Genomic DNA, 17,936 nt, shown 5'->3' with positions numbered 1-17,936 from the left:
GCCGCACGCCGCCGCGTCACCACCGCATCACCAAGGCCGCACGGCCGCCCGGGCGTGGCGTCGCTCGTCGCGCCGGCCGACCAGCAGGTGGATCGCGTCGCCCGTGCCGGGCACGCAGGCATCGGCCACGTCCTGCCGCGTCAGGCCGATATCCTTCAGTTCCCGGTCCGACAGGGTCGACAGGCGCTGGAGAACGCGCCGGTTCATCGCCGCCCGCGACAGGCCCGCGCGCACCTCGGCGGCGACCGTCAGCACGGGCCCGGCCATCCGGGCGAGCCATCCGCCGCGCGATCTGATCCGGGATCCGATCCGGGTTTCCAGGGCGGCGGTCTCTGTCAGGCACTGAGTCATGGATCCCCTCCTCCATCGTTCCGGGGCGTCGCGATCCTGGCGGGCGGGGGCTGGCGGCGACAGGAACACTTCGGTACGGTTCGGAAGAATTGTCCGGACGAAAGAGCAGTACGGATGGCGGTCGCAGTCGGAAGCCCCGGGACGCGCGTCGAGGCCGTGGTCGGCGAGATCCGCGAGCGGATCGCGGCGCGGCGGCTGGTCCCGGGCGTGCGGATCCCCTCGGTCCGGGCCTTCGCGGAGACGATGGGCGTCTCGAAATCCACCGTCGTGGAGGCCTACGAGCGCCTCGCCGCCGAGGGCGCGGTGGTGCCGCGGCCGGGCTCGGGCTTCTACGTCGCCGGCAAGACCCGGCCGCTCTCGCTCCAGGCGATGGGGCCGCGGCTCGACCGGATCGTCGACCCGCTCTGGATCACCCGGCAGGCGCAGCAGGCCGGCTCCGACCAGCTGAAGCCCGGGGCCGGCTGGCTGCCCGATTCCTGGATGCCCCACGAGGCGATCCGCCGGGGCCTGCGCCGGGTGGCCCGGGCCGACCTCGCCGAGATGACCAACTATGACCGGCCCCTGGGCTACGAGCCCCTGCGCCACCAGATCGCCCGCAAGGTCGGCGAGAAGGGCGTCGGCGCCGAGCCCGACCAGATCGTGCTGGTCGAATCGGCCACGCAGGCGCTGGACCTCGTCTGCCGGTTCCTGCTCCAGCCCGGCGACACCGTGCTGGTCGACGATCCCTGCTACTTCAACTTCCTGGCGCTGCTGCGCGCGCAGCGCGTGGCGGTGGTCGGCGTGCCGATCACGCCGGAGGGGCCGGACCTGCAAGCGCTCGCGACCCTGCTGGAGCAGCACCGGCCGCGCTTCTACCTGACCAACGCCGCCCTCCAGAATCCGACCGGGGCGAGCCTCGCGCCGACCGTGGCGCACCGGCTCCTCAAGCTGTGCGAGGCGCACGACACGCTCATCGTCGAGGACGAGATCTTCGGCGACCTCGAGCCCGAGGCCGCCCCGCGGCTCGCCGGCTTCGACGGGCTGGAGCGGGTGATCCAGATCGGCAGCTTCTCCAAGACCCTGTCGGCGGCCGCGCGCTGCGGCTGGATCGCGCTCCGGGCCGACTGGGTCGAGCCGCTGGTCGACCTCAAGCTCGCCCTCAGCCTCGGCAACGGCCACATCACGGCCGCGCTGGTGCACGCGCTGATCACCGAGGGCGCCTACCGGCGGCACCTCGCCGAGACCCGCCGCCGGCTCGCCGGCGCGATGGTGCAGGCGTCCGCGGAGCTGCGCGCCTGCGGACTCGAGACCTGGGCGCAGCCGCGAGGCGGCTTCTTCCTGTGGATGCGCCTTCCGGACGGGCGCGACGGCGCCGACGTCGCCCGCCGGGCGCTGGCCCGCGGCATGGTGCTGGCGCCCGGGACCTCGTTCAGCCTGTCGGATGCGTGGAACGGCTACATGCGCTTCAACGTGGCCCACTGCGCCGATCCGCGGATCCGGCCGATCCTGCGGGTGGCGCTGGGCTGAGGGGCGCGGTCAGGCCGGCAGCCGCAACTCCGCCCGCAGGCCGCCGAGATCCGACCGCCCGAGGCTCAGGCCGCCGCCGTACAGCTCGGCGAGCTCCAGGGTGATCGGCAGCCCGAAGCCGTGGCCCGGCACGCCCTCGTCGAGGCGCCGGCCCCGGGCCATGACGGCGGAGGCCGCCGCCGGGTCGAGGCCGGGCCCGTCATCCTCCACGACCACGGCCACCGCGCCGTCGCGCGCCGTCGCGGAGACCCGCACGCGGCCGCGGCACCAGCGGCAGGCATTGTCCACGAGGTTGCCGAGCATCTCGTCGAGATCCTGGCCCTCGCAGGAGACCGAAAGCGTCTCCGGGACGTCGAGGTCGATCGCCGCGCCCTTCTCGGCGTGGATCCGGGCCAGCGCCGCGCGCAGGTCCGACAGCCGGGGCGCCAGGGCCGTGCGGCCCCGGGCCGAGCCCGCCAGGGCGGCGGCCCGGGCGCGCCGGAGGTGGTGGCGCACCCGCCGGTCCATGTCGTCCACCTGCCGGCGCAGGGCGCCGTCCGGGTCGCGGGCGGGCTCGGCGAGGGCCATCGACAGGGTGGCGAGCGGCGTCTTGAGGGCGTGGGCGAGGTTGGCGACGTGGCCGCGGGCGCGCTCCAGGTTCTGCGCGTTCTGGTCGAGGAGCGCGTTGAGTTCCGCCACCATCGGCGCGATCTCGGCCGGCTGGTCCGCCGGCACGCGCTCGCGCCGCCCCGCCCGGACCGACGCGAGGTCCGCGCGCAGGCGCGTCAGCGGCGCGAGGCCCAGGCGCACCTGGAAGGCCAGGCCCGCGACCAGGCACAGGCCGAGGATGCCGAGCGCCAGGGCGAGGCTCGTCAGCGCCTCGCGCAGCGGCCCGCGCAGCTCCCCCTCCGGCGCCGCCACCACGATCGTCGCCGGCTCGGGCCCGGGCACGGCCAGCACGCGGGCGACGAGGGGCTCGCCGCGCGGCCCCGTGCCCGAGGCCGGGTGCGGCCGGCCCGGATCGTCGTCCGGTCCGGGATCGGACAGGCGGATGTCCCCGCCCCGCAGGGAGCCGGATCGGATCGTCCCGGCGCCGCGGCGCACCTCCCAGGCCCAGCCGGGGCCGGGCCGGTCGAAGGGCGGCGCGTCGAGATCCTGCGGGAGGACGCCGGCCTCGAGCCCGGCCCGCAGGGCGGTGATCTGCGCGTCGAGCCGGCCGTCGAGCTGCCCGCGCACGAAGCGGTGCAGGATCACCCCGATGGCGAGGCCCGCCACCACCAGGGCCGCCAGCACCAGCACCAGGGCCGACGCGAGCAGCCGTGTGCGGAGCGAGCGGCGCCGCGCCGTCGCCACCATCAGGCGGGCTCCGCGTGCAGGCGGTAGCCGTGGCCGCGCACGCTCTCGATCCGCGCCGGCGCGATCTTCCGGCGCAGGCGCGTGATGATCACCTCGACGGAGTTCGAATCGACGTCGGCGTCGCCCTCGTAGACCCGCTCGATCAGGTGCGGGCGCGGCACCACGGTCTCGCGGTTCAGCATCAGGCAGGACAGGACCCGCCATTCCAGGCCGGTGAGCTTGAGCGGCAGGCCCTCGTGCTCGAAGGCGCCGAGACCCGGATCGAAGCTGAGGGGACCGCAGGTGATCCGGCTCGCTCCCCCGCCCTGGGACCGGCGCACGAGGGCGCGGAGGCGGATCACCAGCTCCTCCACGCGCACCGGTTTCACGAGATAGTCGTCCGCCCCCGCCTTGAAGGCCGCGACCTTGTCGCTCCAGCCGTCCCGGGCGGTGAGCACCAGCACCGGCAGGGTCCGGCCGGCCCCGCGCCAGGCCCGCAGCACCGAGACGCCGTCGCCCTTCGGCAGGCCGAGATCGAGCACGACGGCGTCGTAGCCCTCGGTCTCGCCGAGATGCTGGGCGTCCTCGCCGGTGGCGGCGTGGTCGAGCACGAAGTTCTCGGCGCGCAGGACCTTGGCGACCTCCGCCGCGAGGGCGGCGTCGTCCTCCACCAGCAGGATCTTCACCGGTCTCACCTCCCCGTCTGGACCGCGGCGGCCGGCCGATTTCGCCCGCTGCCGCGGGCACTTAGGGCCGTGGTCTCACGTCGGCTCCCGGGACGGCCGCCCGGGCGCCGACCTGTCGGCCCGCATCAACGCCCGCTGCCAAGCCTCTGAACCCGCACGGGTTCCGCACGGAGCGCTCTAGGGCGGCGCGTTTAACCGGGCCTGAACCGCGCGGTTCAGACCGGATTGCCGGCGCCTCCCTAGGAAGGGGCATCGGATCGAGCCGATCCGGACCCTTCAGAGGATGAGATCATGAGCGACGACAAGACCATCGACGGGACCGCGCGGGAAGTCCGCGAGACCGAGGCCGCCAAGCCGGCGTCGCGGGCGGTGCCGCGGCGGACCTGGGTGGTGGGCGCGGTGGCGCTGCCGCTGGCCCTGGGCGCCGTCGGCCTGTCCCTGGCGCAGGGAACGCCGTTCCAGCCGACGCCGGTCGCGCCGGTGGCGATCCAGGCCCTGGCCCCCTCCGGCGCGACCGCCATCAAGGGCGAGGTCGCGGAGATCTTCGGCAACAAGTTCGTGGTGCAGGACGGGACCGGGCGGGCCCTCGTGGAGACGGGCCGCGAGGGCGAGGGCGGCGGCCTCGTCGCCAAGGGCGAGACCGTGACGGTGCAGGGCCGCTTCGAGACCGGCTTCCTGCACGCCCGGGTCCTGACCCACGGGGACGGGCGCACGCTGCTGCTCGGGCCGGCCGGCGGCCCTCCGACCGGCAGCCTGGACTGGGCCAAGGACCGGCTCGGTCTCGGGCCGAAGCCCGACATGGCCGCCCTGATCGCCTCGGTCCAGGCGGCGGGCTACGGCGACGTGCGGGTCACGGGTCGCGGGCCGCGCCACGTCGAGGTGGCCGCGAAGGACCGGGACGGCCGCGAGCACCGGCTCCATGTCGGCTTCGACGGCCAGGTGCGCGAGCGCCCGGCGCCGGGGCTGCCGCCGCTCTGAGCGGCGCCCGGGCGGGGCGCGGCGTGCAACCCTTCCGCGCCTGCCGCGTCCTCCTGTCTATCGCCGGACAGGAGGTGCGCGCCGTGGAGCCGATGAAGCCGATGGAACCCATGAAGCCCATGGAGCCCATAAAGCCCATGAAACCGATGAAGGGCGCGGAGCCCTGGTGGCCGAAGGATCTCGGCGAGCCCGCGACCAGCGGCGCGCAGAACGGGATGAAGTACGCGTTCTTCCCGGACAAGCGCCGCCTCCTCGTCGACCGCGACGGGCAGGTCTCGACCTACGACAGCGGCGACCACCGGATCGGCGGCGTCGCGCAGGCGGACGGGGCGGCCAAGACCCTGACCTTCACCGACCAGGACGGCGAGGTCGACCTGGGCTCCCTGAAGAAGCTCGACTGAGCCCGACGTGGACAGGCCGGGACGGCGCGCTTAAGCCCGGCCCGACCATGCGAGCCGTCCCGCCAGACCCCGCGATGCCATGCGCGCGCTGATCGACCTCGTCCGCGCCATGCGGTCGGCCGACCGGCGCCGGCTCGCCCTGATCGCCCTCGGCCTCGCGGCGGCGGCGCTGCTCGAGGTGGTGGGCGTCGCCTCGGTGATCCCGTTCCTGACGCTGGTCGGGGACCCGTCGGCGGCGACCCGGATCCCCTATCTGGCCCAGGCCCGGAGCGCCCTCGGACTGACCGACGAGCGCGGCTTCCTGCTGGTGACCGGCGGCGCGGCGCTCGCGGCGATCCTCGTCACCGCGCTGGTGAATGCCGGGCTGACCTACGCGCAGCTCCGGTTCACGCACCTGGCCGGCTACAGCCTCAGCCGGCGGCTGCTGTTCCGCTACCTCGACCGGGAGCGGCTGTTCTTCGCGACGGCCAACAGCGCCGAGCTCGCCAAGAACGTGCTGTCCGAGACCGACCGGCTGGTGATCGGCGCGCTGACGCCCGCCACGGTGCTCGCCTCGCGGGCGAGCTCGGCGCTCGCGGTGATCGCCTTCCTGCTGGCCTACGCGCCGCAGCTCGCGCTGATCCTGGGGGGCGGCTTCGGCGGCCTCTATGTCGGGATCTACCTCGTGATGCGCGCCCGGCTGGCGCGGCTGGGCGGCCGCACCGTCGCCGACAACGAGGCCCGCTTCCGGATCGTGCAGGAGACCTTCGGGGCGCTCACCGAGCTGAAGCTCTACGGGCGCGCGGAGGCGTTCGCGTCGCGGTTCGACGCCCCGGCCCGGGCCTACGCCCTCGCCACCGCGGCGAGCCAGCTCACCGGCCAGATGCCGCGCTTCGTCATCGAGGCCCTGGCCTTCGGCGGGGTGATCGTGGTGGTGCTGTTCGCGCTCGCCCAGGGGCTCGACGTCGCCGGGATCCTGCCGCTGCTCGGCCTGTTCGCCTTCGCGGGCTACCGCATGCTGCCGGCCTTCCAGAACATCTTCACCTCGGTGGCGCTGATGCGCTTCACCCTGCCGGCGGTGCGGGTGATCGTCGACGAGCTCGCCGACGAGCGCGCATCCCGGCCCCGCACCGCGGAGCGGCTGCCCTTCGCGCGAGCGATCCGTCTCGAGGGCCTCGGCTTCGACTACGGCACCGGCCGTCCGGCCCTCGCCGGGATCGACCTGACGATCCCGGTCAACGCTACGGTCGGCCTTGCCGGGCGCACCGGCTCGGGCAAGTCGACGCTGGCGGGCCTGATCCTCGGCGTGCTGAGCCCGACCGCCGGACGGATCACCGTGGACGGTCGGCCCCTCGATGCCGGCACCCTGCCCGCGTGGCAGAACCGGATCGGCTACGTCCCGCAGGAGGTGTTCCTGGTGGACGGGACCGTGGCGGAGAACATCGCGCTGGGCCTCGACGCGCCGGACCTCGCCGCCGTCGAGCGGGCGGCGCGGCTCGCCGGCGCCCACGACTTCGTCGCCGCCCTGCCGCACGGCTACGCCGAGCGGGTCGGCGAGCGCGGGGCGCGGCTGTCCGGCGGCCAGCGCCAGCGCGTCGGCATCGCCCGGGCGCTCTACCACGATCCGGACGTCATCGTCTTCGACGAAGCGACCTCGGCCCTCGACGACGAGACGCAGGCGGCCGTGATGCGGGCGCTGCGCGCGCTCTCGGGCCGGCGGACGCTGATCCTGATCGCCCACCGCCTCTCGACCCTGGAGGGCGCCGACGCGGTCCACGTCCTGGAGGCCGGCCGGATCGTCGCTTCCGGGCCGCCCGAGACGGTCCTGCCGGGGCTCGGAACGGCGGCCTGAGCAACCGCGCGCCGGGGCCTTGCGTCCGGCCCCGCCTCCGTTACCTCGGCTCACCGAGGCAGACCGGGAGAGCACCGTGACCACGCGCATCGAGCTGACCGCACCGGACGGCACCACCGCGACGCTCGCGACTGACGGGGCCGAGCCGGTCTCGTGGCGGGTCGGCGGGACCGAGTATCTCTGGAGCGGCGATCCCGAGCACTGGAACCGCCACGCGCCCTGGCTCTTCCCGGTGGTCGGCGCCTCGGCGGGCGGGCACGTGACGGTCGGGTCCGAGCGCTACCCGATGGCCCAGCACGGCTTCGCCCGGGACCTGCCCTTCGCGGTGGTCGACCGGAGCGCCGACGCGTTGACCCTGCGCCTGACCGACGGGCCCGAGACGCGGGCGCACTACCCGTTCGCGTTCCGGCTCGACATCGCCGCGCGGGTCCGCCCGGCGGGGCTCGACCTCGACGTGACCGTCGCCAATCCCGGCGCCGCCCCCCTGCCCTACGCCCTCGGCTTCCACCCGGCCTTCCCGTGGCCCTTCGCGGGCGGCACCCGCGCCCGCGACGGCGGCTACGCGGTCGCCTTCGAGGAGGCGGAGCGGCCCTTCGCCCCCCAGGTCGGCCCGGGCGGCCTGCTGCTGCGCGACGAGCAGCCGATCCCCCTCGCCGGGGACACGCTGTCCCTCGATCCGGCGCTCTTCACCGAGGCCTTCGTGTTCCGGAACGCCCGCAGCCGCTGGATGCGCTTCACCGGCCCCGGACGATCGATCCGCATGGAGATGGCGGATTTCCCCCACCTGGCGGTCTGGACCAAGCCGACCGCACCCTTCCTGTCGCTGGAGTGCTGGACCGGCTACGCCGACTGGTCGGACTTCGCGGGCGACCTCGCCGCGCGCGATTCGCAGCGTCTGCTCGCCCCGGGCGCCGCGGCGCGCCACGGCGTCCGCCTGACGCTGGAGACCTAGCCCTTGCGGATCTGGGTGGCGCGGCCCGAGCCGGGAGCGACGCGGACCGGGGCGGCCCTGGCCGAACTCGGCCACGCGCCGCTGGTGGCGCCCGTCCTGGCCGTACGGCCGACCGCGGCGGCCCCGCCCATGGGACCCTTCGCCGCGCTGCTTCTGACCAGCGCCAACGCGGTTCCAGCGATCCGCGACGCCCAGGCCCTGCTCGGCCTCCCGGTCTTCGCCGTCGGCGCGCGGACGGCCGCCCTGGCCCGCGCGGCCGGTCTCGGCCCCGTCCGGGAGGGGCCCGGCGACGCCGCGGGCCTCGCCGGCTTGGTGGCGGCGACGCTGCCGCCCGGCCAGTCGCTCCTCCACGCGACGGGAGCCGAGCGCAAGCCGGAACCGGCGGCGACGCTCACGGCCGCCGGATTCCGGGTCACGGCCTTCGTGGCGTACCGGGCCGAACCGCTGGACCGCCTGCCGCCGGCGGTCGGCCGCGAACTCGCCGGGAACCGCCTCGAGGCAGCCCTTCACTATTCCCGGCGCAGCGCCGCCGTCGCCCTTGCCCTCGCGGATGGATCGGAGCACGGCGGAGCTTTCCGCCGGCTGAGGCATTACTGCCTATCGCCGGATGTTGCGGCACCCCTGGAAGCGGCCGGTGTTCCGGTCCATTTCGTCGCGGCACGGCCGCGCGAAGCGGACCTGCTCGGCGCCCTGACAGGGCGACCGGGCTAACCGCGCGGTGACAGGGAGGCCGGGCCGCCGTATCTCGCCCTCGCGCCCGGCGCCGCCGCGGTGCTAGGGGGGCGCGGCGACGCCGAAGAGTTGGAGGACTTGCCCGTGACGCCACCACCCAGCGACGCCGACAAGCCCGGCCCCGGCGGCCGGAAGCCGGACGCCGCGCCCGGCAAGCCCGGGCAGTCCAGCCCGCCCGGTGGCGCGTCCCGACCGGCCGCGACGTCGGCGTCCACAGCCTCCACGTCGGCCTCGACGTCCGCTTCCACGTCCGCTTCCACGTCGGCCTCGATGTCGGCCTCCACCTCTTCCACCGCCGCCGGCGGCGTGCGGGGGCCGCAGGGATCCGCGTCCGGAACGCCGCCCAGGCCCGCGACCGACCCGGTCGTGACCGCCAAGCCCGGCACGACCGATCCGAAGGCCGACGCCGGCAAGCCGGTCTCCGGGGCCGACAGCCTGAAGCCGTCGACTGGCCCGGCCGCCCAGTCGGCCGGTGCGAAGCCCGATCCCGTGACGGCGGGCGCCGCGTCGTCGGTCTCCGACGGCAGGACCGGAGCGTCCCCCTCGTCGTCGTCGACGGCCTCCACCGCCGCGTCCGGGATGTCCGGCGCGAAGATCGATCCGAAGGCCGCGCAGCCCGGACCCGGCCCGCAGGGCGGTCCCCGTCCGGGGGGAGGCGCACCCGGCGCCGCGGGCCCGGCGGCGGCCAGCGCGGTGACGGCCGGCCCGATCATCGACCTGAAGGCCAAGCGGATCCCGGATCCGCCGGCCGCCGGCAAGGAGCCGGGCAAGGACGCTTCCAAGGACGCTTCCAGGGATACTTCCAAGGACGCCTCCAGGGACGGCAAGGAGCCGCCGAAGGGCCCGATCCCCGCGGTGGCCGCCGTCGATCCCAGCAGGAGCGCCGCCGCGCCCGCCGGCCGGGCCCGGGCCGGGTTCGGCTCGCTCGCGGCCGCGGGGCTGCTCGGCGGCGTGATCGGCGCCGGCTTGCTGTTCGGCGCCGAGAAGGCCGGGATCGGTCCCGACCCGCGCCTGAGCGCCCTGGATCAGAGGCTCTCCGGCCAGCTCGCGTCCCTCGACAAGCGTCTCGACGGGCTGGCCCCGCGCGACGCCGTGACGGCGCTCGACAAGCGCGTCGCCGCCGCCGAGGCGAGCGCCAAGCAGGCCCTGGACAAGTCCGGTGCGGCGCCCGCGTCCACCGCCGACGGGCAAGCGGCCGGTCAGGCCTCCGGTCAGGCCCCCGCCGTGCCGCCGGATCTCGTCGCCCGCCTCGACAGCCTCGACCAGCGCGTCGCGGCCCTGCAGGAGGAGCCGGGTCAGGAGCCCGGCCGCGACCAACCGGCCGATTCGAAGCTCGGCGTGGTCCAGGACAACGCGAAGCAGATAGCCGACCTCGAGACCCGCCTGAAGGCGGTGGAGGATGGCGGCGCCAACAAGGGCGCGGCCGAGGAGGCCGCCCGGAAGGTCGCGGCGCTGCAGAGCGAGGTGGAGCAGAAGACCAAGGCGAACTCCGAGGCCGACGCAGCCCTGGGGCAGCGCCTCGACGCGCTGCAGCAGGCCGTCGACGCGCGGGTGAAGGCCGCGACCGAGGCGGTCCAGGCGGCGACCCAGGCGAGCCGCACCGCCGCCGAGGCCGGACAGGCCCAGGCCGCGGAGGCCGCGAAGGCGGTCGACCGGCGGCTGCAGGAGCAGGCCGACCAGATCGCCGCCCTGGACAAGAGCGTCGCGCAGCGCGCCGAGGCCAGCACCGTCCAGGCGGCGCTCCGGGTCGTCGTCGCCGACCGCGTGGCGGCCGCCCTGGAATCCGGGACGAGCTACGCCGAGCCGCTCGCGACCCTCCGCAAGCTCGATCCGGGGACCGACGCGCAAGCCAAGGCCCTGGCGCCCTTCGCCGACGGCGGTGCTCCCTCGGCTGGGGATCTTGCCGACACGTTCCGGCCGATCGCCGAGCGGATCGCGGCCAAGCGGCAGGCGCAGCGGGCCAAGAGTGCGGCCGAGACCGGCGATTTCCGCACCAAGCTCCTCAGCATGGCCGACGGTCTCGTGCAGATCCGCAAGGCCGACGCACCCGCTCCCGAGGCCGCGGACGATCCGGAGAGCAAGGTCCAGGCGGCCCTCGACCGCGGCGACCTGCCGGCGGCCTCGGCGGCCTTCGCGGCGCTCCCGGCCGAGGCCCAGGAGCAGGCCGGGGATTTCGGCGCCAAGCTCAAGGCCCGGGCCGAGGCCGAGCAGGCCGTGCGCGCGCTGCTCGATGGCGCCTTCAAGGCCCTGCCGGTCGGCGCCGCCCAGCCGGCCCAGGCTGCCCCCGGGCGCTAGGCCGGTGAGGGCCCCGATCCGCGCGCTGCGCGGCCGCACCATCTCCGAGCGGGCGCGCAGGCGCCCCGCTCCTCCCGCACCCCGCGACGGCCGCCAGCCGGCCGCCGACAGGAGATACTGACCCCATGTGGCGCGCCCTCGCCTTCCTGGCCCTGCTCGCACTCGCCGCCTTCGGGGCGGTCTGGATCGCCGACAGGCCCGGCACCGTCACCGTCGTCTGGAACGGCTACCAGATCGGCACCAGCCTCGCGGTCGCCCTCGTCGGCGTGATCGCGGCGGCGATCGTCCTAGGCGTCCTCTGGGCGATCGTGCGCGGTGTCATCGGCCTGCCCGAGGCCCTGGTCCGCGGCTCGGCCGAGCGGCGCCGGACCAAGGGCCTCTCGGCCCTTTCCCGCGGCATGGTGGCGGTGGGCTCGGGCGATCCCCTGGCGGCCCGCCGCTTCGCGGGCGACGCCGAGCGGCTCCTCGGCACCGAGCCGCTGACCCTGCTGCTGAAGGCGCAGGCGGCGCAGATCTCCGGCGACCGGGACGCGGCCGAGAGCGCCTTCCAGCGCATGGTCGACGATCCCGAGACCCGGGTCCTGGGCCTGCGCGGCCTGTTCGTCGAGGCCCGGCGCCGCGAGGACGAGACGGCCGCCCGCGCCTACGCCACCGAGGCCGCCCGCCTCGCCCCGAGCGTGACCTGGGCCAACGAGGCCCTTCTGGAGGCGCAGAGCGCCGACGGCGACTGGGCGGCCGCCCTGGAGACGATCGAGCGCCGCTCGTCCCTCGGACTGATCGACAAGGCCGCGGCCCGACGCCAGCGGGCGGTGCTCCTCACCGCCATCGCTGGCGAGCGCGAGGCCGGCGAGCCGGAAATCGCCACGGAGCGGGCCCTGCAGGCGGTCAAGCTCGCCCCCGACCTCGTGCCGGCGGCCTGCATCGCCGGCCGCCTCCTCGCCCGTCGCGGCGACGTCAAGAAGGCCGCCCGGATCGTCGAGGCGGCCTGGAAGGCCAATCCCCATCCCGACCTCGCGAAGGTCTATCTGGGCCTGCGTCCCGGCGATTCGGTCCGCGACCGCCTCGCCCGCGCCGAAGTCCTGGCGAAGCTGTCGGTCTGGGACCCCGAATCCCGCCTCGCCCTGGGCCAGGCCGCCCTCGACGCGCGGGACTACAAGCGGGCCCGCGAGGCCGTGAAGCCCCTGCTCTCCGACCGTCCGACCGCCCGGGCCTGCCTGATGATGGCGGCCATCGAGGAGGCCGAGCACGGGGCCGCCTCCGGTCAGGCCCGCGAGTGGCTGGCCCGGGCCGCCCGCGCCCCGCGCGACCGCGTGTGGATCGCCGACGGCATCGCCACCGATATCTGGGCGCCGGTCTCGCCGGTGACCGGGCGCCTCGACGCCTTCGCGTGGCGCGAGCCCCCGAACACGCTCGGTGCCGCGCCCGCGGTGGAGCCGGAGGCGGATGCCGCCGGCACGGCCCTCGTGCCGGCGGCCCCGAACGCCGCGGCGCCGGGCGCCAGACCGCTCGCCTCATCGGTCCCCGTGTCGCCTCCGACCGTGTCCCCCGCCGCCGCGACTGCTCCGGTCCCGTCGCCGACACCCGCGTCGACCTCCGCGTCGGCCCAGGCCGCGTCCTCGGCCTCGGTCGCGTCCGCGGCGTCGACCTCCACCGGCCCGATCCCGACCGTCCTTCCGGCGAAGGCGAGCGCCTCGAAGGCGGCCGGTGCCGACCCGGTCTCGGCCGGGATGGCGTCGGCGGCGCTGCCGCCTTCCGGCTCGGGTGAGCGGCCGGTTCGTCGGATCGGGTGACCGGTTTCACGGCGCGCCGGCCGTCCGAGCGCGAGATGACAGGAGCGCCGCGGGGTCACGGACACGCCGGGGCGTTCGACTATTGCAAGTTGAATGAGCCGGCGCGCCGTGTAGCTTGTCGTGAGCTGCCGACCGAGGATCCGATCATCCCCCAGCCCGCTCACAGCCCGCGCGCGCCGTCGATCTGGTCGGATCGGAGGGGCGTCCCGCGTCGCCGGGTGCGCCCGTGACCGTCCTCGAGGAGGACGGCGAGCCGCGGCGGCAGGTCGGGGCCCTGCCGTTCCGGCACGGGCGGGACGGCAAGACCAAGATCCTGCTGGTGACCTCCCGGGAGAGCCGCCGCTGGGTCATCCCCAAGGGATGGCCGATGAAGGGTCGCAAGCCGTTCGAGGCGGCCGCGCGGGAGGCCTACGAGGAGGCCGGCCTGCGCGGTGCGGTCGGCAAGCGGCCGATCGGGCTGTACCTCTACCAGAAGCGTCTGAGGAACCTCGACACCGTCCTGTGCCAGGTGAAGGTGTTTCCGCTGGAGGTGCGCAAGCAGCTCAAGCATTTCCCGGAGGCGCGCCAGCGGGAACTCCGATGGTTCACCCCGTCGGACGCCGCCGAGGCCGTGTCCGAGCCCGGGCTCGCCGCCCTGATCCGGGCCGCATCGCGCACCTAAAACGGCGCGGAAGCGCAACACGGCGTTGCCAACCCGGCGGCGATCCGTTATGGCCCCACTCGGCCGGACGGAGACGCCCTCGCGGGAGCGCCCCGGTCACCTGCTGCGGTAGCTCAGTGGTAGAGCACTTCATTGGTAATGAAGAGGTCGAGAGTTCAATCCTCTCTCGCAGCACCAGAAACCTTCCCGATCTCGCAATCAGTTCGGACGATGCTAACGGTTCCCTAGCGGAACCCGTCGCAGACTGAGGATCGCGTCGGCTGCCCGGCCGACACCATCCGCTGAAGGGGACGCGCGGACGTGAACTCGACAGCCCTGTTCACCATGCTGGGCCTCGTCATCGGATGGGCGGTCCTGGCCGGCGCGGCCCTGATCACCGGGCGGGTCGCCACCTTCGCGTTCCTGATCCTGACGCTGATCGCCCTCTACCTCTACGTGCCGTGGGTGCGGCTGCGGGCGAGCGGGATCGACGGGTCCAGCCGGCCGGTCCGGTTCTGGACCAACGTCGCCATGCTGGCCGTCAGCCTCGCCGCCTGCCTCGCCTTCGGGATCATGCTCGCCCGGCGCACCGGGCTCCTGTAGGCGCTCGTAGAGCGGCGCGTTCCGCGGCCGCGCCGCGCGCGCCCGGCGATCCCGAGAGAACTGTCCCCTGTCCGACCACCGAGCGCGCTCACGCGGCGCATCGCGGGCAGAGAAAGGGGCCGCTGATCCGGTCATTCGCGGCGCCCCCTTAACATGGGTGAAGCGCCCTTAACTTACATTGTGTAATTCTGGCCGGTTAGGCGCGGCCCTGATCGTGGATTTTCACGACAATACCCTGGCGCGGCGCGGGAAAATGCGTTCGGTCAAATATTGATCGTTATAAAATTCGCGAAAGATCGAACCGTGGTCCCGAGGCGGGGTTGGACAGAGTGCAAGGCGCGATGCTCCCACGGAGTACCGGGCCGACGGCCGATCGTGCGGTGGGCTTGAGCACGCCGTGCCTCTCGCGAGGGACAGACATCATGTACTATCACGACAAGCGGCTTCAGTACCCGGTCAAGGTCGACAGTCCCGACCCGATCTACGCCCGCATGCTCCAGCAGGCGATTGGCGGCATCGAGGGCGAGATCCGGGTCGCCTTCCAGTACTTCTTCCAGGCCTGGGGGAACCGCGCCCCGACGACCAAGTACCGCGACATGCTGCTCAATACGGCCACCGAGGAGATCGGCCATATCGAGATGCTCGCGACTGCGGTGGCGCTGAACCTCGAGAACGCCCCTACCAAGGTCCAGGAGGCCGGCGCGGCCGACGCGATCGTCGGTGCCGTGATGGGCGGCGAGAACCCGCGCCACATCGCCGAGGGCATGCTGCACAAGACGCTGCTGTCGACCGGCATGGCCGCCTTCCCGGGTAATTCTGACGGCCAGTCCTTCGACATGAGCCACATCTACGCCAGCGGCAACATCGCGGCCGACATGTACTGCAATGTCGCCGCCGAGAGCACCGGGCGCGTCCTAGCGGTGCGGCTCTACAACGCCACCAACGATGCGGGCATGCGCGACATGTGGAGCTTCCTCATCGCCCGGGACACGATGCACCAGCAGCAATGGCTGGCGGTGATCGAGGAACTCGGCGGCCACGCCGGAACGCTGCCGATCCCGAACTCCTTCCCGCAGGAGAAGGAGAACCAGAAGTTCAACTACAACTTCTTCTCCACGTCGGCGGACGGTTCGCCGCCGCCGGCCGGGCGCTGGACCCAGGGCCCGTCGCTCGACGGCAAGGGCGAGTTCAGCGTCGTCCAGAACCAGCCGATGGGCGAGGAGCCGGTGCTCGGCCCGGCCCGGCCCGACAGCGGTGCCGAGAGCCAGCAGATCGGCTGATCCGCCGGCCGGGACGGCTCACCCGAGGTCGCGGCGCTCCGGTGCGCCGCGACCCGCGCGCGGACGGGAACAGGTGGCTCGCAGGACGGTGACACGCGGCACGCTCGTCGACGGTCGTGTCTGCCTCGCCCGGACCGACGCGGAGCGCGCCCCGCTGGTCCGGCGACTGGCGCGGATCGAGGGTCAGGTTCGAGGATTGCGGGCGATGGTCGAGGCCGACAGGCACTGCCTCGACGAGATCCAGCAGATCCGGGCCGCCACCGCGGCATTGCGCGAGGTCGGCCTCCTGATCATCGACCAGCACGTCGCCGCGGGGCTCCGCCTCGCGGCGCGCGATCCGGACCGGGAGGCGGTCATGGCGGACCTCCTCCGGGTTCTGCGGGCGGCCATGGCGGAGGCCGGATAGGCGCGGGCGGCCGGCCCGCACCCCCCGGCGCCCACGCTCAGTGCTTGGTCAGCGTCTCGACGACGGTGCCTGGCCCGATGCGCGCCGAGAAACGGGCCAGCCGGCTGCGGCTGGGCTCCTCGAGACCGCCGGCATGCGCGAAGGTCGTCAGGGCGATGCCGACGAGGAACCGGGCCTCCTCGACGGTCACGGCCCGGCCGCTCAGGGTGCTGGCCGCGCCCCGAACGGCGAGGACGGCCTCCTGGAAGGCGGGATCGTCCTCGAGATCCGAGAGCCGGGTCATGGGCGCGATCCCGCGGTCGAGAGCGTCCTGCGGCCGCCCCGCTCGGGGCGGGCATTCGCAGCAGCGAGATCTTCGCGTGCGCTGCCGCAGATACGGCCGTGCGGCGAACAGTTTTCCGGTGCGTATGACCTCATCGAACTCCCTCTTTCCGTCGACATCTCTGTCGCGATTGTCGCGGATGCCAGCATATATTGATCCGAAGATGTGCCGATCCGCTGATCTATGTTGCGGCGGATGCGGCGTATTCAGCGATTAATGGCGCCACGCGATTTTTCGTACCCTTCAGGTGATCGGCTATCATGCTCGAACTCTCGCTCGACGCTGATACAATCGACGCGCAGGGCCCCCGGCTCCCCGACAGCGTGCAGTATCACCTCGGCCATCTGCTCGCGGCGACCTACGCGCAGGACAACGTCGAGCCGACCATCGCGGATCGCTTCGCCGAACTGCTGAGGCTGCTCGACGGCGCCTTCGGCCGGGCGCAGGACGGGCGCGAGAAGGCGTTCCAGGCCTCGCTCCTCGCCCTGGTGCCGAACCTGCAGCGCTTCGCCCGCTCGCTCCTGCGCAGCCATGTCGGTGCCGACGACCTCCTGCAGAACACGCTCCTCCGGGCCTGGCGCTCGCGCGCGAGCTTCGCGCCGGGCACGAACCTGGAAGCGTGGCTGTTCACCATCATGCGCAACCAGTTCTACAACGAGCACCGCAAGCGTGGGCGCGAGGTGCAGGACGAGGACGGCGCGCAGGCGGAGCGGATGGTCTCGCTGCCCGAGCAGGGCGGCCATCTCGACCTGAGCGACGTCCAGGCCGCCCTCGACCGCCTGGCGCCGCCGATGCGGCAGGCGCTGGTGCTCGTGGCGATCGAGAACCTCACTTACGAGGAGACCGCCGCCGTCATGCAGTGCCGCATCGGCACGGTGAAGAGCCGGGTATGGCGGGCCCGGACGCAACTCGCCGAGATGCTGGGCTACACCGGCCTCGAGGTCGGCAGCGACGACATCATGCTGGCCGCCGCGGGACCGAAGGGCCGGAAATCCACCGCTGTCTCGTGACGGCGACCGGCGGACGGGGTCGCTAGGGACCCGCCTCTGCGCGTAGGGTCGATCCCCGATCCCGGGCTCGAGGAGCCGCCGTTCCCCATGTCGCCGCTCCCCATGCTGCCGCGCGCCGTGATCGCCGCTGCCGTCGTGTTCGGCCTCGCCCTTTCGTCGGCGGCGGTGGCGGCGCGGACCGCACCGGGACCCGCAGCGCGGGCCTGGCTCTCCGACCTCGTCACGCGGATCGATGCCGCGGACCGCGCCGGGACGCGGCCGGCCGTGGCCGCGGAACCGTGGTCGTCCACGTGCAGATCGCCGCGGACGGTGCGGTTCAGGGCGCGGAGATCGAGGAGAGCTCGGGCTCGGTGAAGCTCGATCACCGGGCGCTCCGCGCCGTGCAGGGCATCAGTCCGGCGCCCGCGCCGCCTGCCGCACTCCTGGGTGTGGACGGGATCGTCGATCTCAGCATCCCGGTCGCGCTCGGCCACTGAGCGCGCGCCGAGTATGCGTCTGCCGGCCCGACCCCAATCCCGGCGGCGCCGCCGGACCGGTCAGCGGCTCGGGCCGGTATCGGCGCTGATATAGGCCCCGACGAGATAGCCGGCCTGGAGGGCGGTGAGGTAGGCGAAGAGCAGCAGCACCTTCTCGGTGTCGAGCTGGGCCCAGACGAAGATCGAGAGGGCCAGCCACCCGAGGGTGACCAGCATCGAGCTGGCCATCAGAACCGATGCCCGATACCGCCAGCCCTCCCATATGCCCACCGCGAAAAGCAGGGCCGCAACCAGCAACGGGCCATCTCCTTCCGCGCGAACAGATAAAATTTACGCGCTAAACCTCTGGTATTTCGAAGATTT

At 73.8% G+C, this 17,936-nt stretch carries 20 protein-coding genes and 1 tRNA gene; 15 read left to right on the top strand and 6 right to left on the bottom strand.

From position 1 onward, the window contains the following. Positions 1–27 precede the first annotated feature (27 nt). Positions 28–351 (bottom strand): DUF1127 domain-containing protein, encoded by a 324-nt coding sequence (locus ASG32_RS27435; protein WP_056532530.1) that lies wholly within the window; start codon positions 349–351, stop codon positions 28–30. A 114-nt stretch (positions 352–465) separates the two neighbouring features. Between ASG32_RS27435 and ASG32_RS27430 the strand changes: the two genes are divergently transcribed. Further along, a complete protein-coding gene (locus ASG32_RS27430) occupies positions 466–1,857 on the top strand; it encodes a PLP-dependent aminotransferase family protein (RefSeq protein ID WP_056532528.1) in 1,392 nt (463 codons plus the stop codon). A gap of 9 nt (positions 1,858–1,866) precedes the next feature. Here the strand turns inward: ASG32_RS27430 and ASG32_RS27425 are convergent, their stop codons facing one another. Both ASG32_RS27425 and ASG32_RS27420 read right to left on the bottom strand, forming a co-directional pair. After that, positions 1,867–3,192, bottom strand: a complete 1,326-nt coding sequence (locus ASG32_RS27425) for a sensor histidine kinase (RefSeq protein WP_056532525.1) — start codon at positions 3,190–3,192, stop codon at positions 1,867–1,869. Beyond that, the gene (locus ASG32_RS27420) at positions 3,192–3,857 is read right to left on the bottom strand and encodes a response regulator transcription factor (RefSeq protein WP_020092230.1); all 666 of its coding nucleotides are present in this window, start codon (positions 3,855–3,857) and stop codon (positions 3,192–3,194) included. The genes ASG32_RS27425 and ASG32_RS27420 overlap by 1 nt, the downstream gene beginning before the upstream one ends. Positions 3,858–4,148: 291 nt before the next feature. On the opposite strand from ASG32_RS27420, the gene ASG32_RS27415 reads away from it, so the two are divergent. The 5 genes from ASG32_RS27415 (at position 4,149) to ASG32_RS27395 (ending at position 8,730) form a co-directional block, all read left to right on the top strand. Next, positions 4,149–4,835: a hypothetical protein gene (locus ASG32_RS27415; RefSeq protein ID WP_056532524.1), complete on the top strand. Its 687-nt coding sequence runs from the start codon at positions 4,149–4,151 to the stop codon at positions 4,833–4,835. 137 nt (positions 4,836–4,972) lie between these two features. Then, on the top strand, positions 4,973–5,236 hold the full coding sequence (locus ASG32_RS27410; protein ID WP_348271903.1) for a hypothetical protein: 264 nt from the start codon (positions 4,973–4,975) through the stop codon (positions 5,234–5,236). Between the two features lie 79 nt (positions 5,237–5,315). Beyond that, the gene (locus tag ASG32_RS27405; RefSeq protein ID WP_056532523.1) at positions 5,316–7,067 is read left to right on the top strand and encodes an ABC transporter ATP-binding protein; all 1,752 of its coding nucleotides are present in this window, start codon (positions 5,316–5,318) and stop codon (positions 7,065–7,067) included. 76 nt (positions 7,068–7,143) lie between these two features. Continuing rightward, complete coding sequence (locus tag ASG32_RS27400; RefSeq protein WP_056532521.1) at positions 7,144–8,019, top strand: aldose 1-epimerase family protein; 876 nt, start codon at positions 7,144–7,146, stop codon at positions 8,017–8,019. Between the two features lie 3 nt (positions 8,020–8,022). Continuing rightward, complete coding sequence (locus tag ASG32_RS27395) at positions 8,023–8,730, top strand: uroporphyrinogen-III synthase (protein ID WP_056532516.1); 708 nt, start codon at positions 8,023–8,025, stop codon at positions 8,728–8,730. Here ASG32_RS27395 and ASG32_RS35415 read toward each other — a convergent pair. Then, a complete protein-coding gene (locus ASG32_RS35415; protein ID WP_244492248.1) occupies positions 8,727–9,128 on the bottom strand; it encodes a hypothetical protein in 402 nt (133 codons plus the stop codon). The two genes, ASG32_RS27395 and ASG32_RS35415, sit on opposite strands and share 4 nt — an antisense overlap. Between ASG32_RS35415 and ASG32_RS27390 the strand changes: the two genes are divergently transcribed. From ASG32_RS27390 to ASG32_RS27360, 7 genes are all read left to right on the top strand, one after another. After that, a complete protein-coding gene (locus ASG32_RS27390) occupies positions 9,118–11,046 on the top strand; it encodes a translation initiation factor 2 (protein WP_244492246.1) in 1,929 nt (642 codons plus the stop codon). The genes ASG32_RS35415 and ASG32_RS27390 overlap by 11 nt on opposite strands. Positions 11,047–11,171: 125 nt before the next feature. Continuing rightward, positions 11,172–12,836 (top strand): heme biosynthesis HemY N-terminal domain-containing protein, encoded by a 1,665-nt coding sequence (locus ASG32_RS27385; RefSeq protein ID WP_056532507.1) that lies wholly within the window; start codon positions 11,172–11,174, stop codon positions 12,834–12,836. Between the two features lie 226 nt (positions 12,837–13,062). Continuing rightward, positions 13,063–13,497, top strand: coding sequence for an NUDIX hydrolase (locus ASG32_RS27380; RefSeq protein ID WP_020092221.1), 435 nt, complete (start codon positions 13,063–13,065; stop codon positions 13,495–13,497). 102 nt (positions 13,498–13,599) lie between these two features. Further along, positions 13,600–13,674 (top strand) — tRNA-Thr (locus tag ASG32_RS27375). A 123-nt stretch (positions 13,675–13,797) separates the two neighbouring features. Continuing rightward, entirely contained in the window at positions 13,798–14,079 is a 282-nt protein-coding gene (locus tag ASG32_RS27370) for a hypothetical protein (protein WP_020092220.1), read from the top strand. A gap of 422 nt (positions 14,080–14,501) precedes the next feature. Then, on the top strand, positions 14,502–15,359 hold the full coding sequence (locus ASG32_RS27365; protein ID WP_020092219.1) for a manganese catalase family protein: 858 nt from the start codon (positions 14,502–14,504) through the stop codon (positions 15,357–15,359). Positions 15,360–15,447: 88 nt separating this feature from the next. After that, complete coding sequence (locus ASG32_RS27360; protein ID WP_026604783.1) at positions 15,448–15,765, top strand: metal-sensitive transcriptional regulator; 318 nt, start codon at positions 15,448–15,450, stop codon at positions 15,763–15,765. 37 nt (positions 15,766–15,802) lie between these two features. Here the strand turns inward: ASG32_RS27360 and ASG32_RS27355 are convergent, their stop codons facing one another. Further along, positions 15,803–16,048: a hypothetical protein gene (locus ASG32_RS27355; RefSeq protein WP_020092217.1), complete on the bottom strand. Its 246-nt coding sequence runs from the start codon at positions 16,046–16,048 to the stop codon at positions 15,803–15,805. Positions 16,049–16,347: 299 nt separating this feature from the next. On the opposite strand from ASG32_RS27355, the gene ASG32_RS27350 reads away from it, so the two are divergent. After that, complete coding sequence (locus ASG32_RS27350; protein WP_056532505.1) at positions 16,348–17,097, top strand: sigma-70 family RNA polymerase sigma factor; 750 nt, start codon at positions 16,348–16,350, stop codon at positions 17,095–17,097. A 278-nt stretch (positions 17,098–17,375) separates the two neighbouring features. Continuing rightward, a complete protein-coding gene (locus ASG32_RS35410; RefSeq protein WP_244492244.1) occupies positions 17,376–17,573 on the top strand; it encodes a TonB family protein in 198 nt (65 codons plus the stop codon). Between the two features lie 60 nt (positions 17,574–17,633). On the opposite strand, the gene ASG32_RS27340 is transcribed toward ASG32_RS35410, so the two are convergent. Next, the gene (locus ASG32_RS27340; RefSeq protein ID WP_244492242.1) at positions 17,634–17,801 is read right to left on the bottom strand and encodes a hypothetical protein; all 168 of its coding nucleotides are present in this window, start codon (positions 17,799–17,801) and stop codon (positions 17,634–17,636) included. Positions 17,802–17,936 lie beyond the last annotated feature (135 nt).

Source organism: Methylobacterium sp. Leaf361, from assembly GCF_001424445.1.
In the GTDB taxonomy this organism is placed as follows: domain Bacteria; phylum Pseudomonadota; class Alphaproteobacteria; order Rhizobiales; family Beijerinckiaceae; genus Methylobacterium.
The sequence above is the reverse complement of the archived record's forward strand: the minus strand, read 5'-3'. Positions and strand labels throughout refer to the sequence as shown.

Coding starts and splice junctions, on each gene's coding strand:
- ASG32_RS27425 (WP_056532525.1), bottom strand. CDS start 3,192: ATGGTGGCGACGGCGCGGCGCCGCTCGCTCCGCACACGGCTGCTCGCG.
- ASG32_RS27410 (WP_348271903.1), top strand. CDS start 4,973: ATGAAACCGATGAAGGGCGCGGAGCCCTGGTGGCCGAAGGATCTCGGC.
- ASG32_RS27350 (WP_056532505.1), top strand. CDS start 16,348: ATGCTCGAACTCTCGCTCGACGCTGATACAATCGACGCGCAGGGCCCC.
- ASG32_RS27385 (WP_056532507.1), top strand. CDS start 11,172: ATGTGGCGCGCCCTCGCCTTCCTGGCCCTGCTCGCACTCGCCGCCTTC.
- ASG32_RS27340 (WP_244492242.1), bottom strand. CDS start 17,801: ATGGCCAGCTCGATGCTGGTCACCCTCGGGTGGCTGGCCCTCTCGATC.
- ASG32_RS27435 (WP_056532530.1), bottom strand. CDS start 351: ATGACTCAGTGCCTGACAGAGACCGCCGCCCTGGAAACCCGGATCGGA.
- ASG32_RS27355 (WP_020092217.1), bottom strand. CDS start 16,048: ATGACCCGGCTCTCGGATCTCGAGGACGATCCCGCCTTCCAGGAGGCC.
- ASG32_RS27365 (WP_020092219.1), top strand. CDS start 14,502: ATGTACTATCACGACAAGCGGCTTCAGTACCCGGTCAAGGTCGACAGT.
- ASG32_RS27415 (WP_056532524.1), top strand. CDS start 4,149: ATGAGCGACGACAAGACCATCGACGGGACCGCGCGGGAAGTCCGCGAG.
- ASG32_RS27405 (WP_056532523.1), top strand. CDS start 5,316: ATGCGCGCGCTGATCGACCTCGTCCGCGCCATGCGGTCGGCCGACCGG.
- ASG32_RS27430 (WP_056532528.1), top strand. CDS start 466: ATGGCGGTCGCAGTCGGAAGCCCCGGGACGCGCGTCGAGGCCGTGGTC.